Here is a 15,878-nt window from a genome sequence, read left to right as displayed (position 1 = left end):
GCCGCGGCCCAGCTCGCCACGACCGGCCGCCGCCGCTACCTCCGCCTCGCCCGGCACTGGCCCTGGACCAACCTGATCACCAATGCATTCGAGCGACTGCAAGCCTTGCCGAAGCTCGGATGACCAGCCACAACACCTGTCCCGACGAGCACGCGCACAACCCCGGAGCCGTGGAACCCGGCGCACACCCGACGCGACCGTCGGGCCGTCGACCTGCCCGCCACCGCACCGAGAAGCCGAAACGGCCCACCGAGGAACCGATGGGCCGTCACGCAAGATCGAGGTTAAGTGGGATGACACAGCGGCGGGCGCTCTCGTCGTTTCTGGGGAAGGATGCCTCGCCTTGCTCGGCGCCCTCTTCGAGATGGTCTGGGACAGCGCCCAACCATTCGCCGACACACCGCAGCATCACGCACATGACCTGGCCGACAGCGAGTGCACCGTCTTGAAACTCCTCGCGGCCGGCTATACCGACCAGGCAATTGCGCTGCGGCTCAACATCTCCCACCGCACCACCCGCCGTATAGCCACAGGTCTAATGAACAGGCTAGGAGCCCGGAGCCGTTTCGAGGCCGGAGTGCAGGCAGCCAAACGCGGCTGGCTGTAGGCATCCGGTCGGACCCGGCGCGGCGTTGCCACGTTGTCCGGTGCTGGTAGTCCCTCGCGGCCCGGGCAACCTAGCCGCGACGCGGCCGCTCCCAGAAAGCGGCCGCCAGCCGGGTCTGTGCCCCCTGCAGTCAAGCTGCACCCACTTCCTTCCTTGACCCACCACTCTCCCCAGCTCCCATCCCGTCTGCCGTCGTCCCACACACCGTGGAGCGGGCGTGGTCCCTGGCGTCCAGGTGGAGCGCGCCACTGTACGAACGACCGGACGCCAGGGGTCGCGTCTGCTCGGCTCTGCCTGGGTCGATGGCAGACGGGATGGGAGCTCCCCGCGCACGCCACTCTCCAGCCGGCACTCCGCCGCACCAGACATCGGGATGCGGACGGCAGCGCTACCGGGCCCCGAGCGTGGCAGGGCTGCGCGCTGTACTGGCCGGATCCTCAGCCGCGGAGCCGAGGGTGCGGGGCGAGTGCTGGCTTCCTCCGCTGAGCTGGGACCCCCGGAAGCCGCGCTCCCGAGCCCGCTGTGCTGGAGCCGACTGCCGTTGCGGCGGCACGGTGCTGGCCGAGCTTGCCCGCGAAGACTTCCTCAACCCGGATGAGGCCGGGCGCATCCGGGCCGCACCTGCTGCGACGCCTTGAACTTCTTCTCCTCGCACGCCTCCGCCGACACCCGGGGCATCCCTGGCCACGTCGTCACCCTCAGGCCCGTGGCCCCCTGCGCGCGTCGTCTCCCTTCGCCGCCGTTCGGGTGGTCTGCTTTCTACAGGAAGGCGATTACGAGGACTGCGACTTACCACCTGCACGCGGCCCTGGGCAGGTTCTGCCAGGGCGGTCCGCTGGGGGAGAAGAGCCGGGGCCGGTATCCCGGCGCACGGCTTGAGGTTGGACTCGTTGAAATTCACCGGCGCCTGTCCCGGATCATGAGAGGCTCGGAGTCGTCAGGTGCCCTCTCGATGCGGAACGTTTCGGTCTCAGCGGCCGAGATCATGCCAAGTCAGAGGGCATCTGTCCGTTCAGGTCCATGATCTGCCGGCACAACGAGGCGGTGGATCCGGGCTCATAGGCCGGATGGAAGGGGATGGGGCGATGCTGGAGACGGCGTTCGACAGCCGGCACTTGCCGGCGGCGGATCGGGTCGCTGCGTGGCATGACATCACGGATCGGATGCTGACGCCCAATGAGTTCGTCGTCGACGACGCGGCCGCGTTCCGGGCTTCGCTGCGAACTGGGGACATGGGCAAGGTGCAGGTGACTGCCCTGACGTACTCGTCGATGCGGTGCCGGAGAACGCCGGATCTGATCCGGCGTTCTGACCCCGGCATGTACGCGTTGGGGCTCGGCATGCGGGGGCGGCAGCTCATCGACCAGGAGCGGTGCGAGGCATCGCTCGGTGCCCGCGATCTGGTGCTGTACTCCACCTCTCGCCCCTACACGTGCGCGGTGGATGCCCGGCAGGGCACGGCGGCCTCTGTGGTGGTGCAGTTTCCGAGAGCTGCGCTGCTGTTACCTGCGGGCCGTGCGGACCGCGTGTTGGCGACCCGGCTGCCGGGACAGGAAGGGATCGGGGGTCTGCTCGCCGGGTTTCTCACCGATCTGGTCACCGGCACCGGCACCTACCGGCCCGCCGACAGAGAGCTGCTGGGCGCTGTGCTCCTCGATCTGATCACTGCATGTCTGGCGCACCACACCGACGCCGAGGATCAAAGTCCTGTCGAAACCCGCCACAGGACGCGGTTCCTGCAGGTCCAGGCGTTCATCAACGAGCACCTCGCAGATCCCGAGCTCTCGCCCGCCGTTGTCGCCGCCGCCCATCACATGTCTGTGCGGTCCCTGCACCGGCTCTTCCGCGACTTCGGCACCACGGTCGCCTCGTACATCCGATGTCAGCGCCTCACCCGTGTCAGACGCGACCTTGCCGACCCGTCTCTGGCCGCGCGGCCCATCCACGCGACAGCCGCCCGCTGGGGTTTCCCTCGTCCTGACGATTTCACCCGCACTTTCCGCACCGTATACGGCGTCACCCCTTCCGAATACCGCCACGCGTCCCTGCCTGCGCAGGCCGGCACACAGCGCCAAGTAAAGGTGTCGGAGACCGGAAAGGGCTTGCCCACAGGGCCTGATCAGCGGCAACACCGTGGGCAAGCCTGATGCCTGCCCCACCTCCGGCAGCGGTCCCGGTGCACCCCGGGACCGCCTCTGCACCCACCCGTGGAACCGCTATTCCAGCCGCCCTCCCAGTGCAACGCCTGGCCCCCCGCGCCAGGCGCCCGGCGGGAACCCTCACGGTTCCTTGGGCAAGCCCCGCCGACTGCCCGGGCAAGCGCAGCCGGCTAGTAGGCCGTGCGCCCGGAGCGCGTCCCGCCGCCGTTCGTCGTCACGAAGTAGAACGTAGTCCCGTCCAGCACGTCGGAGGCGACCACTCTGTAGCCGACGTCCTCGGGGACCCAGGTCCAGTCCTTCTGGCAGGTCTGGTACTTGGCCCAGCACACCGCTACCCACTGGCCGCCGCCGGAGTCGATCCGCAGGTTGATGTCGTTGCAGCGGGAGCTGGTGGTGTACACCGAGCTGTATCCGTTCGGCGGCAGGTTGATCGCCACCGAACCGCCGTAGCAGGTCGTCGCCGCGCTGGCCTGCGGCGCTGAGACAGCCAGACCTGCCACCGAAGTGACGGCGACAGCCGCAGCCGTGACGAACTTCCGAGAAAGGTTCAACTTTCCTCCATTGGAGTATTCAGGGACCTCGCTTGACCGTGGTCATTCATGAGTGTGCCGAGGAGCAGTGAGGAACTCGTTGGCAACGCGCGCCAACGTGCTGGCAATGCGCGCCGAGGTGTTGGCGATGCGCGCTGCTGCGGTCCGAGCCGGCCGTGTTCGGGCCGGTCGCCTCCGATCCGACGGTCTCCCGGCTGATCGACACCCTCGCCGCTTCGGGCGAGAAGGCTCTGACCACGATCCGCGCCGCACGTTCCGAAGTACGCATACAGTTCCGGGAGTTGGCTGGCGCTCAGGCTCCGGATGCTGGCCGGCAGGTGATCGTGGACCCGGCGGGGTCCTGGTCGTCGCACACTCGGGCAAGCAGGACGCGGCTGCAGCCTGGGAGAAGAGCTACGGCCACCACCCGCTCTTGGGGTTCGTCGACCACGGCCCGGGAGGAACGGGAGAACTCGTCTCCGCTCTCCCTCGCCCTGGCATCGCGGGCTCGAACACGGCCGCCGACCACATCACCACCGCCCGACTCGCCCTGGCTCAGCTGCCCAAGAAGTTGCGGGCCGCCCGCGACGCGGAGCTGAAGATACTGATCCAGCAGGTATTCGACGCCAACTACCGTGTCCATGGGGCCCGCACGATCTGGGTGGGAACTTCACCGGCAGGGCCACCAGGTGGCCCGCTGCGCGGTGGAACGGCTCATGGGCGAGCTTGGGTATCGCCGGAGCGGTCCGCGGCCGGAAGGTTCCGTACGACCGTCGCAGACCCTGCTGCCGAGCGCGCGCCGGACCTGGTGGCGTGCGACTTCGTCGCCGACACGCCCCGAACCGGTGCTGGGTCGCGGACTTCACCCGTGTGAGGCCCGCCTCGCCGCGGCGACGCTGGCGACGTCTTTGCGGCCTGCTCCTCGATGTCCGGTGATGTCCGGCTTGCTTGAGTGTGGCGTTGCCCGGTGTGATGGGGGCGGGCGTCTCGCCGGCCGCGGGCGGGTGATGGTTCAGTCCATGCGTTCCTGCTTGGCCGCGGTCAGCTCGGGCCGGCGGCGGCGCGGTGTTCTTGGTCTCGTTCCGGCCGCGTCGCGAGAAGGCCGGGGGTGGTGTGCTCAGGCTTGGCGGGCCACTGCGTCGTATGCGGCGACGATCAGCAGGGTGCACAGATGCACGATCTCCTCGACGCTGCCTTTCTGGCTGCCGAGCGTCCAGTCGACGGGGGTGGTGTGCTCAGGCTTGGCGGGTCACTGCGTCGTATGCGGCGACGGTCAGCGGGGTGCACAGATCCACGGTCTCCTCGATGCTGCTTTGCCGGCGGCCGGGCGTTAAGTCGACGAGGAGTTCGTTGACGCCGCCGTCGAGTGCGATCGTCATCGTGGGCAGTTTCGGCGTCGTCGGTGTCCCCATGTGAGGGAGCGCGCGGGCGGCGGTGAAGTCGGCGAACTCGTGCATGACCGCGTGGCGGTGCTGTTCGAGGCGGGGGCCGACCCCGACCGCCTCGATCAGCACGGTGCGGGCCTTGCGGGGATCATCGGTCAGGGTGCGGACGAATGCGTCCAGGCCGGCGCGGACCTGCGCTTTGAGTTCCGGACCGGCCTGGTCGGCTGCGGCGAGGGTCGCCACCTGGATGCCGCGGATCTGCTCGTCGTGGACCGTGGCGAGCAGATCCTCCCGGTCGCGCAGCGATTCGTGGAAGTACCGCTCGGTGAGTCCGGCCTGCCGGCAGATGTTCTTCACCGACGTAGCCGTGTAGCCGACGGAATTCTCTGATCTGCGGAAATGCGTCCCGCGCCGTGTATGGATCCCGCCGTTGAGCAGGGAGAATCCCGGCTTCCTTACGCGTGTGGTCCTTCGCCGTCCAAGATCGTGTGGGTTCTCGTCAAGGGAGTGGGTCCGCGGCGGTAATGCGCGCCAGCAGCGTACGGGCTTCTCGAATGCGGGGGTGGTCCGGATGCAGGAACTGCTCGCAGGCGCTCAACGCGCCACGGGCTGTGGCTTCCGCCTCGGTGCGCCGGCCCAGACCGTGGAGGGCTGTGGCCATGACGATGCCCTGAACCCCGCTGCCGGCGCGGGTCACATGCTGCGTAATCCGACGGGCTTCGGCCAGAGCCTCCTCAAAACGGCCCTGCCCATTCAAGCTGCGCACCAAGACACACTGAAACCCGGCTTCACGGTGTCCTTCCGCCCGGGGCAGGTTGCCGCGGGCTATGGCCTCCGCCTCCTCGTAGCGGCTTTGCCCGCACAGCGCCTGTGCCAGGCTGTCCAAAGCGGACAGCTCGATGCTCCACACCTCGGTGAGGTGCGCGAGACGGGTCGCAGCGCGCAGGATGTCCTGCGCCTCGGCCTCTGCCTCCGCGTACCTTCCCTGGCCGACGAGTGCCACCACACGGTTTGCCCGGACCGCCAGCAGCAGTCTCCGGTTGGCGCCCTCCGTCTGCTCCAACTCCGCGATCAAAGCGTCGAGTTCGGCCAGCAGATCCGCCCCGCGCCCGTGAGCGATGCCGGCTGCCAGGGCCATGGCCCTGGCGAGCCACACCCCCATGAGGCTCCGGTCCCAGCCACGGCGCGCCGCGGCCGCAAGAGCCCCGGCCTCGACCTCCTCGTACTGGCCTGCCTCCAACAGGTCCCGGAGGCCGTTGAGAACCACCGTCTGAGAACGGGACACGCCACTGCTTGACCACTCGAGCCACGAGCGGCCCGACACCGTTCTTATGAGTTTCACAAGGCGCGAGGCTACGTGAACTGAGCAGTCGCAGTCCCCGCGCGATGAGAATGCTCAACCTTCAGCGAGATGGGAAATGGTCAGGCGAGAGCATCAGGTCCGCTGACCTCGCGACGCGTATTTTCTCGCGAGCTGTGTTTCGTCGGTTGCCCCACCGCGTAGTCGGTGGTGCCGGGCAGTTCCGGCCTGGTGGCGGTCGGCCGTGCTGGCCGCTTCTTGTGGCGTTGTGCCGGGTCACGGCCCCCGTGCCGGCGTCCCCCGCCCGGTGCCGTCACGCCCACCTCACTGCTTCTTGTCGGACTTCTTGACAGCGTGCCCGGCCGATCTGACCCTGCTCCGTGTCGGATTGAGGCTTGGTGGGCGGCCCGCGCGTGGGGTGCAGGGACGGAGAGGCATGACGGACGAGTGGGTACGCCGTGCGAGGGGAAGACAGGTGCCCGGTTCGGCCCGGTCGCCGCTGGGGGGCCGGGTGGTCGCGGTCACCGGCGCGGGCCGCGGTATCGGCCGGGCTGTCGCGGACATTCTGGCGGGGGCCGGCGCCCTGGTCGCGCTCGGAGACCTGGACGGGGCGTCGGCCCGAACGGCGGCGCAGGAGATCTGCCGCGCGGGCGGCCAGGCGGCGGGCTTCGCGCTGGACGTGACGGACACCGCGTCGTTCGCGGCCTTTTTGGACCGGGCGGAGGAGCGGTTGGGGCCGGTGGACGTGCTGGTGAACAACGCGGGGATCATGTGGGTCGGGCCGTTCGCGGAGGAGGCGGAGCAGACCGCGGTCCGCCAGTTCGACGTGAACGTGCACGGGGTGCTGCGGGGGATGAAGCTCGCGGTGCCCCGGATGCGTGCCCGCGGCAGCGGACACATCGTCAATATTGCGTCCGCGGCCAGCAAAGTGACTCTCATGGGCGAGGCCACCTATGCCGCCACCAAGCATGCCGTCCTCGGCTACAGCTCCGCGGTGCGGGCCGAACTGCGGGGCAGCGGGGTCCGGGTCTCCCTTGTCATGCCCGGTGTCGTGGACACCGAGCTGGCCATCGGCACCAGCGCCGGCGCCACCCGCCGTCTGACCCCGCAGGACGTCGCCCGAACGGTCCTGGGCGTGGTCCTGCGGCCCCGGCCCGAGGTGTTCGTACCGCGGCACATCGCTCTGGTCCCGTGGGTCTGCGCGCTGCTGCCGGCCAGGGCCCGGGCAGGGTGGCTGCGGTTGGTCGTGCCCGACCAGCTGGCCGCGCTCACGGACCCGTCGGTACGTGCCGCCTACGAGCGCGACAGCGGCACCGCGACACAGACCGGCGGCGCCGCCCCACGGACCAGGGAGAGGACAGAGAGGACGGATCGGTGAGCGTGCCCGGCACCGGGCAGCCACCGCCCGGTGACATCCTCGGCGCCGGCATGCGCACGATCGAGGAATTCGCGGGCGTGCACGAGGTGTGGCCACGGGGCGGCCGGCTTCAGGCGGTGCGCGAGGCTGCTCTTGCCTGTCGCGAGCGCTTTTGCGGCCAGGGCCGGATCCACGCGGTGCGCAGTTTCGGCATTGCGGCCGCGCCGCACCCCACCCGGTACGCCTTCCACGGCGCTGCGATCGGCCCGAACCCGTTCGTCAACATCGTCAACCGGGTACTGGTCGTGCACTTCGACGGGGTCGACAGCACCGCCGTACTGCCGGCAGTGGAGGAGTGGCGCACGCCAGGCCTTCCTGAGCAGCGAGGGCGATGTGTGGTTCGTCGACATCGTCTTTCTGGAGGTGGATCCGGAAGACGTGGACGAGCGCGGTTCCGACGCGGTGGACGATGCATGTGACGCCCTGATTCCGATCTACTGTGACCTGCTTGCCGAGCTGCTCGCCGCGGTCGAGGGGAGAGTCCCTGTGTCTTCCTCGGCCCTGGATCTGTTGAGCGACATCAACTTCGTCGAGTCGACGAGGTGGGAGATCGCCGGCCGTCCTTTTGCCATGGGCGTCGCGAGTATGGATATCGACACACCGGTCCTCGTGATGGCACGGATCGGGCTGAGCCCGTTGCAGGATGCATCCGAGAGGTGACAGCCGGGACTCAAGCCGCCGGGGCGACGGTGAACGGTCGGGTTCCGGATGGAGGAGCTCCCGCCGCAGGTCCCGTGATGGCTAGGGTTCTCGCACCATCCGGGAGCTGAGAGGGGTACTGGTGACTGCTGAGGGGCCGATCGATCTGATTCGGCTGGAGGGCGAGGGCAACAGCGTCGTCCTGAGGCTCGCCGGGAGGGCGGAGCGGCGGGAGCCGGACGCGGCCGACGGGCTCGTCGGAGAGTTTCTGGTCGAAACGCCCTTCGTACGGGGAAGCCTCGGAACCTCGGTCACTCAGGGCGACTTGAGGCAGTGGCAGCAGGTCCTGGACGCGCTCGATGCCGGGCAGGACGTCGCGTGGCGCGAGGACGCACGCGGGCCTGAGGTGTTCATCGAGCGGGATGCCGAGGAGGAGCGGGCGCAGGTCACGATCAGGGATCGATCGATGTCGCTGACAACGGTGACGGTGACCGTGCCGCTGGTCGACGCCTGGTTCGACGACGCCTACCGCCGACTGGACCTGGCCTGGGAGACCTGGCCCATGACCGAAGGCTGAGACGGACGGCCTTGCCCCCTGAGCGGCCGGTCCGTGGCTGTGAGCCGGCCGTTCACTGGCCACAAACCGGTGTGGCGGCCGACGACTGGCAGGCCGGGCTCTCCCGGGTCCCCGGGGTCGGGCGGCACGCGCGGTTCTTCCGGCAGGAGATCGTGCCCAACGCCGACGCCGACGCCAATGCCCTCGAGGACTTTCTCGACCGGTACGGCTCCATGGTCAGGGAGGAGACGCGTCCCGACCGCAGCGCCCGGGACCCGCGCTGGCTGCAGATCCTGCCGTCCTCGGCTGGCTGCAGATCCTGCCGTCCTCGGAGATCGCCCGCTGGGAGCGGCGGTGGCCGGTGTGGCCCAGGTACTGGCACGGCGGGCTGCGCTGCGGGAGCTTTTCCGGCGGGGCCGCGGAGGGCCGGGGAGAGATCCCGTGATGATCGGCCCGCCCTTCGCAGGTTCGCTGCCGGGGGCGCCGGGCCGGCTGTGATCGGATGGCGCGGCGCGCCGGGGCGGGCGGCGGTCGTCCTTGTGCACGGCTGCCCCGACTCCGGCGCGGTGTGGCGCCCGGTTGCCGGACTGCCGGCCGTGGGCTGGCCTCTCGTGTGCTGTTCATGTGTCGGCCCGGGGCCGGGGTGCGGTCAGTAATCCCAGACGGCCGGTACGAACCCGGCACCGGCGTGGTGTGGCGCCGGGTGGCCGGACTGCCGGCGGTGGGCTGGCCTCTCGTGTGCTGTTCATGTGTCGGCCCGGGGCCGGGGTGCGGTCAGTAGTCCCAGACGGCCGGTACGAAACGGAAGGCGTTGTTGTCGGCTGCCACGTGGCAGACGGACGGGAACGGCAGGTGGGTTGCGACCAGTTGCTCGCCGCGTGCCGCCAGTTCTTTGAGGAGTCGGATCCGGACGCGGGTTGTCAGCTCGGGGTCGTGGTCGAAGCCGTTGTGCCATTCGGGTTTGTCGAACCCGGGCTGGAACAGGGCATCGCCGGCGAATGTCAGCCGGTTGCCGCCGGATTCCAGGCGGACGATGCTGTGGCCGGGGGTGTGTCCGCCGGTGCGCTGCATCACCACTCCTGGCGTCACCTCGTACTCCGTCTCGAACGGTCGCAACTGGCTGCGGTACACGTCCAGGAAGCGCGAGGCGGTCCTTCGCAGGACGTCCGGCACCGGTGCCGGCATGACGGTGCGGGAGAAATCGGGTGCGTCCCAGAACTCGGCCTCGGCGGCGGCCAGGTGGACCCGCAGGTCCGGGCGGAGCCGGCCCCTCAGCCCGTCGACGAGCAGGCCGCCGATGTGGTCCATGTGCAGGTGGGTGAGCACCACGTCGGTCACGGATGCGGGGTCGATTCCGGCGGCCTCCAGTCGCATGGCCAGCTGCCCGGCTCGCGGGAAGCCCGGAAACTCCGTTCCCAGCCCCGAATCGACGAGGATGGTCCGGCCACCGGTGCGCACCACGGCCACATTCAGTGGCCAGTCGCACACCTCCGGCGGCAGGAACATGTCACCGAGCCAGGCGGTCAGGTCGGGCTTGGCGGCGTTGGGGGCCAACGTCACGGTGGGTATCGGCATCACCCCGTCGCTGATCACCATCACGTCGATGTCGCCGACCTTCAGCGCGTAGCGCGAGGGAACCAGTTCGTCACGCCCCGGTGCCTCGGGGTGTGCGATGTGGACATGGCTCATGTTGTTCTCCTCCTGAAGAGAGTTGACCGAAGACATCGACAGCGCCATGAGTCACACCGTCCAGTCATCCTCTAGGACCGGACGGCGGCCCGATTTGTGACATTCACCCTGCTTTACCCCTCGTCTTGTCCGGCGGGCAGCTGGGTGGCGCGGAACTCGATGAGCCGGCTTTTCAGGCCGCCGTGGACGCTTGCGGCGACGAGGAGCAGCTCACCTGCCTCGAGGCGATGCCGGCCTGTGGCGGTCGCCCGGCCCGCTGTCGCCGGGCACGGCGTTACGCGGTCCGTCATCGAGCGCGCGATCCGCGCAGCCGAACTTTCCCTGGGCGGCACCCGCTTCACCCGGCTCATGCAGCAACTGCGCGCCGAACAGGCACAGCACCGGGCCCGGGAGCATCCGGTCATCGGCGAACGCCGCGCCCCGTGCGGCCGCTGTCCGGCTCCCGCGCCGGACAGCACACCGCGTACCAGGTCATCACGGCTGACAGGTACCATATGGTGTGTAGTAACCATTGCCGGAGGAATCTCCACGTGCTGAGCTCGATACCCACGGTGGTGGTGACCGAACGTCCGGCCATGCCCGAGCGTTCTGCCACCACGCAGGCCGGCGGTGACAGGCGCAACGACGGCGGGCATCGCCGGGCGGCAACCGGGACCATCTCCTCGCCGTCCGCCCCGGCCCGCACGCCTGCGCTCGCGCTGCAGGGCGGGCATCTCGAGACGCAACTGCGGGGGACCCTGCACAGACCAGGAGCAGCACGCGCGCGATGATCGGCCGGGATAAGGAGCTGCGCACCCTGCGCGGGGTGTTGTCAAACGCGGCGGCGGGGCACGGCGATGCGCTGCTGGTCCATGGCACCGCCGGCGTCGGCAAGTCGGCTCTGCTGCGCACAGTCGGCGCCGAGGCCGCACAAAGCGGTTTCAGGGTGCTGCGCACGTCGGGCGTGGAGACCGAGCAATGGCTGCCGTTCGCCGCACTGCAACTGCTGCTGCAACCCATCGCCCGGGGCATCGAGAACCTGCCGGCCCCCCATCGGCTGGCGCTGAGCGGCGCCCTCGGCGTCACGGAGACCGAGCCCGAGATATTCCGGGTGGGACTTGCCGTACTCGAACTGCTCGCCGACGCGGCCGAACGGCAGCCGGTCCTGCTGCTCGTCGACGACCTGCAGTGGATCGATTCGTCCAGCCGGGACGTGCTCAGGTTCGTGACCCGGCGCACCCGCGACTTCGCCATAGTGGCCGTCTGCGCCGCCCGGATCGACTCCTGCGACTCGTACACCCCGAGCGCACACCCGGACCTGCGTCTGGGACCGCTCGGTGGGACGGCCGCCGCCGAGCTGCTCGACGCCGGCGCGCCCGGCCTTGCGGCGCCGCTGCGCACACTCATCCTGGAGCGCGCCGCGGGTAATCCGCTGGCCCTGGTCGAGCTGCCCAAGGCGGTGCAGGGCATGACCGCCCAGATGGACGGCCTGCCGCTGACCCAGCGGCTGGAGGACGCGTTCGCCGCGCGCAGCGACTCGGCGAGCCAGGAGTGCCGCGCGTTCCTCCTGGCCCTGGCCACCGAGCCGGCCGCGCCGCTGAACCGGCTGCTGGAAGTATCCACTCACCTCTTCGGCTCGGCGGTTTCCGTGGACGCAGTGCAGGAGGCGGTCGACGCGGGTCTGGTCACCCTGGTCGGCCGCACTCCCGAGTTCCGGCATCCGCTGATGCGCTCGGCGATCTACACCCGCGCCTCGGTCGCCGACCGGCTGGCCACCCACCGCGCCCTGGCAGCGGTCATGGAGGACACCCCCGAGCGCCAGCTCGCTCACCAGGCCGCGGCCACGATCGGCCCGGATGAGGAACTGGCCGCCCGGCTCGAGCGTTTCGCCGGCACGTCGCAGGCCCGGGGCAAGGTGGCGGCGGCCGTCCCGGCTCTTCGCCAGGCGGCCGAACTCGTCCACGACGCGCAGCGCCAAACCGGCATCCTGGTCCGGGCGGCCGAGCTGTCCAGCGAGATCAACGACCGCGTCCAGACCCAGATGCTGCTGGACCGCACCGATATGAGCGTGCTGGGCCCAGTCGAGCGGGCCCGCCTCCTGGTCGTGTACGACAATGCCGCATTCGAACCGGACGAACCGCACCGGCGGATCCACGACATGGTCACCGCGGCGGCCGGCGCGTTCGACGCAGGGGGCGCGGACGTCGCCGAGAACCTGCTGTGGCGTGCCGCCGCACGATGCTTCTGCCAGGACGGCGACCCACAGGTCCGCGCTCAGACCGTGGCCGAACTGGACCGGTGGAACCCCGATCCGAACGCCCCCCACGTGCTGGTGGTGCGGGCCTACGCCGAGCCGTACCGGCACGGGGCGGACGTGCTCGCACGGCTGGACGGCCTCGAGCCGGACCGTGAGGACGGCCGGATCCTGCACTTCCTCGGCGACGGCGCGATGGCCATGGGCGACATCAGCCGCGCCGCCCGGTATCTGGGGCTGGCGGCCGCGGCATGGCGGTCACGCGGCATGCTCGGGCTGCTCGCCCGTTCGCTGGCCGCCGGCTGGCCGCGGCTGTTCCTCGGCCAGCTCGACCGGGCGCGCGAGGACTCTGCCGAAGGGCTCGCTCTGGCCGAGGAGACCGGGGAGTGGATCGTGTGGCTCGCCCTGAAGGCGGCGGCCGGCCTGGTGGCGGCCCTGCGCGGTGAGGCCGAGGAAGCAGTGCGGTCGACCCGCGAACTGCGCGCCCACAGCCTGTTCACCGACATGCCGTACGTCACCGTGGTGGCGCAGCAGGTCGACGGGCTGCTCGCCCTTCTCGACGGGCACGCAACCGAGGCATACACCATTCTCGCACGCACGTTCGACCCGGCCGACCCGCACTACCACTCGGTGAGCCGCTGGCTGCTCGCGCCGGACCTCGCGGACGCCGCAGTGGCCGCCGGCGCCGTGGAGCACGCCCGGGAACTGCTCGCCGAACTTCCCGAGCTGGCCAGCCGGCTGCCCTCGGAAATGATGACCGTCGCGCTCGCCTACACCGACGCGGTGCTGGCTCCGGACGACACCGCGCAGGAGCGCTACGCCGCAGCGCTTACCGCGTTGCCGGCGAGCTGGACGCTGTCGCGCGCCCGGCTGCACCTGCACCACGGCCGCTGGCTGCGCCGACAGCGCCGCAACGTTCACGCCCGGAACCCGCTGCGCACGGCCCGCGACGAGTTCGACCGGATCGGCGCGCAGCCCTGGGCCGAGATGGCCCGCGAGCAGCTGCGTGCCACCGGCGAGTCGAGCGGCCGGCGGCACGCGCACACCAGCGAGCAGCTGTCGGCCCAGGAAATGCAGGTGGCCGAGCTGGCGGCACAGGGGCTGAGCAACCGGGAGATCGGCCAGCGGCTGTTCATCTCGCACCGCACCGTCGGAGCCCACCTGTACCGGATCTATCCACGCCTGGGCATCACCAGCCGGGGCAAGCTCGCCGCCGCGCTCGCCGCCCTCCAGGAGGAATGAGCCGAGGGCCCCGTGAAGATCGTCGTGCAGGTCAAGCCGACAGCGCGGAGGCCGACCAGGCCTGCGCGCTGTCGGCGACCCTGCACGCGGTCAATGAGTCTGCGAACTGGGTATCGGGCACAGCGTTCGAGCGTGGCGTGCCGCGTGAGTACGAGCTGCGCAAGCACACCTGTGCCGAACTCAAGCAACGCGGACTCGGCGCGCAGGCCGCGCAGCACACCATCAAGAAGGTCCGCGACGCCTGCACGACGTTGAAGGCGAACATCCGGGCCGGGAACCTCGGCAAGCCCGGTGGCAAGCGCCGGATCAAGGCCGAGTCCGAGCCGGTCGTTTTCCGTCCCGGGCCGCGCACCCGTACGACGACCGGTGCCTGTCCTGGCAGTACGACGCGCATACCGTCAGCATGTGGACCACCGCCGGGCGTTTGAAGAACATCCGCTTCGTCTGCTCCGCCGACGCGCTCAAGACGCTTCGTGAGCACCGTAAAGGCGAGTCCGATCTGATCGAACGCGATGGCGCGTTCTACCTGGTCGCGGTGTGCGATATCCCCGAAGCACCGGTCAACGAGAATCCCCACGGGTTCCCCGGCATCGACCTCGGCATCGTCAATATCGCCACCGCCAGTACGGGATACCGGGCCGCTGGACGCGGGATGAACCGGCACCGCAAGCGTCAGCTCGAACTCCGGCGCAAGCTCCGGGCCAAGGGCACGAAGTCCGCCAAGCGCCGGCTCAGGCACCGAAGCCGCAAGGAGTCGCGGCATGCCGCGAACGTCAACCACATCATTTCCAAGACCATCGTCACCACCGCTGAGCGCACCGGCGCGGGTGTTGCCCTCGAAGACCTCACGGGCATCCGCGACCGGGTACGGCTCCGAAAGGACCAGCGGACCACACTGCACTCGTGGAGCTTCCACCAGCTCGCCTCTTTCGTGGAGTACAAGGCGAAGCGGGCTGGGGTGCCGCTGGTGTACGTCGATCCGGCGTACACCAGCCGGCAATGCTCCGAGTGCGGCTCTACCGACCGGAAGAACCGTGCCGATCAAGCAACGTTCGCGTGCCGGTCCTGCGGCGCCCTCATGCACGCGGACGACAACGCGTCCCACAACATCGGCCGCAAGGGCGAAGCCGTGTGGATCGCGGGGCGTGAGTCACGCGTCCCTGCTACCCATAGGGGTGTCCGGACGGAGGAGGCCACACCACAGCCAGTGGTGCCCTACCTCCAAACCCAGCCCTTCAGGGCCGGGTCAAGTTGACGTGCTTGCGGGCCCGGCAGACCAACTGTCGAGCGTTGCCCTCGCTGGTCTGCACGATGGCTGCCACGAGCGGGTATGGGAAGTCGAAGGCTTCCCGGAGGATGTAGGCGGCCCGTTCTGTCGGGTTCAGCTTCTCCATGAGGAAGAGAACCGCGAAACCGAGCGTCTCGTCCTGCTCGGTGCCTGCCTGTGGGTCCAGGCTCGTGTCGACGGGTTCAGGCAGCCAGGGCCCGACGTAGGTTTCCCGCCGCACCTGGGCGGACTGAGCGTAGTTGATCGCCAGGCGGATGGTCATGGTCATCAGGAACGCTGTTGTGGAACGGATGCCGGACCGGTCGATGATCTGCCATCGAAGCCACACCTCCTGAACGATGTCTTCGGCCTCTGTCCTGCTACCGAGCGTCCAGTAGGCGAGGCCGATGAGCTTCGGGCGCACCTTGGCGAACTGCCGCGCGGCTTCGTCAGGCGCGGCTGGGTCCGCCGGCCCAGCGTTGTGCATAGTCGTTCCTTCGGATCTTCACCAGCGTGCTGCGCATCACCCGACAGGGGGCGCCTTGCGGAACAAGGAACGTTTACGGCGGCTCTCGTCTTGGAACCCAAAGGGACGGGCTGCTATTAAGCACGGGTAGTTCATTAATTATATGGAGTTGAGTCAAGGTTCCCCCTCGGCGTGTACGCGGTCACCTCGAGGCGGTCCATTCGCCCCACTCCAGGCAGCCTTTACACTAAATCAGCGCGAACCGCGAACAGCGACTTCTATTTGAAACATTTGATGGATGATAATTTCCGTCTTTACCGGAAGGTCGCTCCTGGCCCGGACATCTCGTGACGTAATTGTCCTGAGTGGCGGGATCCCTCCGCATCTG

At 69.2% G+C, this 15,878-nt stretch carries 11 protein-coding genes and 3 pseudogenes; 8 read left to right on the top strand and 6 right to left on the bottom strand.

Translation table 11 applies throughout. From position 1 onward, the window contains the following. Window positions 1-343: 343 nt before the first annotated feature. Window positions 344-607: a helix-turn-helix domain-containing protein gene (locus ABT078_RS35625; protein WP_351235300.1), complete on the top strand. Its 264-nt coding sequence runs from the start codon at window positions 344-346 to the stop codon at window positions 605-607. A gap of 1,085 nt (window positions 608-1,692) precedes the next feature. Continuing rightward, entirely contained in the window at window positions 1,693-2,754 is a 1,062-nt protein-coding gene (locus ABT078_RS35620; protein ID WP_351235298.1) for an AraC-like ligand-binding domain-containing protein, read from the top strand. Window positions 2,755-2,936: 182 nt separating this feature from the next. Here the strand turns inward: ABT078_RS35620 and ABT078_RS35615 are convergent, their stop codons facing one another. Next, window positions 2,937-3,317 (bottom strand): hypothetical protein, encoded by a 381-nt coding sequence (locus tag ABT078_RS35615; RefSeq protein WP_351235296.1) that lies wholly within the window; start codon window positions 3,315-3,317, stop codon window positions 2,937-2,939. Window positions 3,318-3,448: 131 nt separating this feature from the next. Between ABT078_RS35615 and ABT078_RS35610 the strand changes: the two are divergent. After that, a pseudogene (locus tag ABT078_RS35610) lies at window positions 3,449-3,897 on the top strand (transposase); the annotation flags it as partial. A 634-nt stretch (window positions 3,898-4,531) separates the two neighbouring features. On the opposite strand, the gene ABT078_RS35605 reads toward ABT078_RS35610, so the two are convergent. Next, entirely contained in the window at window positions 4,532-5,038 is a 507-nt protein-coding gene (locus ABT078_RS35605; RefSeq protein ID WP_351235294.1) for a TetR/AcrR family transcriptional regulator, read from the bottom strand. A 142-nt stretch (window positions 5,039-5,180) separates the two neighbouring features. Then, complete coding sequence (locus ABT078_RS35600; protein WP_351235292.1) at window positions 5,181-6,023, bottom strand: tetratricopeptide repeat protein; 843 nt, start codon at window positions 6,021-6,023, stop codon at window positions 5,181-5,183. Between the two features lie 394 nt (window positions 6,024-6,417). Here ABT078_RS35600 and ABT078_RS35595 point away from each other — a divergent pair, with 394 nt between their 5' ends. The 3 genes from ABT078_RS35595 to ABT078_RS35585 all read left to right on the top strand — a co-directional run bounded on the left by ABT078_RS35595 (window position 6,418) and on the right by ABT078_RS35585 (window position 8,614). Beyond that, complete coding sequence (locus ABT078_RS35595) at window positions 6,418-7,359, top strand: SDR family oxidoreductase (protein ID WP_351235290.1); 942 nt, start codon at window positions 6,418-6,420, stop codon at window positions 7,357-7,359. Window positions 7,360-7,731: 372 nt separating this feature from the next. Beyond that, window positions 7,732-8,058: a hypothetical protein gene (locus ABT078_RS35590; protein WP_351235288.1), complete on the top strand. Its 327-nt coding sequence runs from the start codon at window positions 7,732-7,734 to the stop codon at window positions 8,056-8,058. Between the two features lie 121 nt (window positions 8,059-8,179). Continuing rightward, entirely contained in the window at window positions 8,180-8,614 is a 435-nt protein-coding gene (locus ABT078_RS35585; RefSeq protein WP_351235286.1) for a DUF5959 family protein, read from the top strand. A gap of 753 nt (window positions 8,615-9,367) precedes the next feature. Here ABT078_RS35585 and ABT078_RS35580 read toward each other — a convergent pair. Next, the gene (locus tag ABT078_RS35580; protein ID WP_351235284.1) at window positions 9,368-10,330 is read right to left on the bottom strand and encodes an MBL fold metallo-hydrolase; all 963 of its coding nucleotides are present in this window, start codon (window positions 10,328-10,330) and stop codon (window positions 9,368-9,370) included. 65 nt (window positions 10,331-10,395) lie between these two features. Continuing rightward, window positions 10,396-10,572, bottom strand: a complete 177-nt coding sequence (locus tag ABT078_RS35575) for a hypothetical protein (protein ID WP_351235282.1) — start codon at window positions 10,570-10,572, stop codon at window positions 10,396-10,398. Window positions 10,573-11,048: 476 nt separating this feature from the next. On the opposite strand from ABT078_RS35575, the gene ABT078_RS35570 reads away from it, so the two are divergent. Further along, complete coding sequence (locus ABT078_RS35570) at window positions 11,049-13,757, top strand: helix-turn-helix transcriptional regulator (RefSeq protein ID WP_351235280.1); 2,709 nt, start codon at window positions 11,049-11,051, stop codon at window positions 13,755-13,757. A gap of 12 nt (window positions 13,758-13,769) precedes the next feature. Further along, window positions 13,770-15,012 (top strand): annotated as a pseudogene (locus tag ABT078_RS35565) (RNA-guided endonuclease InsQ/TnpB family protein). Here ABT078_RS35565 and ABT078_RS35560 read toward each other — a convergent pair. Continuing rightward, a pseudogene (locus ABT078_RS35560) lies at window positions 14,999-15,511 on the bottom strand (sigma factor-like helix-turn-helix DNA-binding protein); the annotation flags it as partial. The pseudogenes ABT078_RS35565 and ABT078_RS35560 sit on opposite strands and share 14 nt — an antisense overlap. Window positions 15,512-15,878 lie beyond the last annotated feature (367 nt).

Source organism: Streptomyces sp. NPDC002133, from assembly GCF_040296405.1.
In the GTDB taxonomy this organism is placed as follows: domain Bacteria; phylum Actinomycetota; class Actinomycetes; order Streptomycetales; family Streptomycetaceae; genus Streptomyces.
Note: the sequence above shows the minus strand (reverse complement) of the source record. Positions and strands in the feature narration are given on the sequence as shown.

Bases quoted from the DNA above. Each gene is read 5' to 3' on its own strand.
- ABT078_RS35620 (WP_351235298.1), top strand. From the start codon at position 1,693: ATGCTGGAGACGGCGTTCGACAGCCGGCACTTGCCGGCGGCGGATCGG.
- ABT078_RS35595 (WP_351235290.1), top strand. From the start codon at position 6,418: ATGACGGACGAGTGGGTACGCCGTGCGAGGGGAAGACAGGTGCCCGGT.
- ABT078_RS35575 (WP_351235282.1), bottom strand. From the start codon at position 10,572: ATGACGGACCGCGTAACGCCGTGCCCGGCGACAGCGGGCCGGGCGACC.
- ABT078_RS35580 (WP_351235284.1), bottom strand. From the start codon at position 10,330: ATGGCGCTGTCGATGTCTTCGGTCAACTCTCTTCAGGAGGAGAACAAC.
- ABT078_RS35570 (WP_351235280.1), top strand. From the start codon at position 11,049: ATGATCGGCCGGGATAAGGAGCTGCGCACCCTGCGCGGGGTGTTGTCA.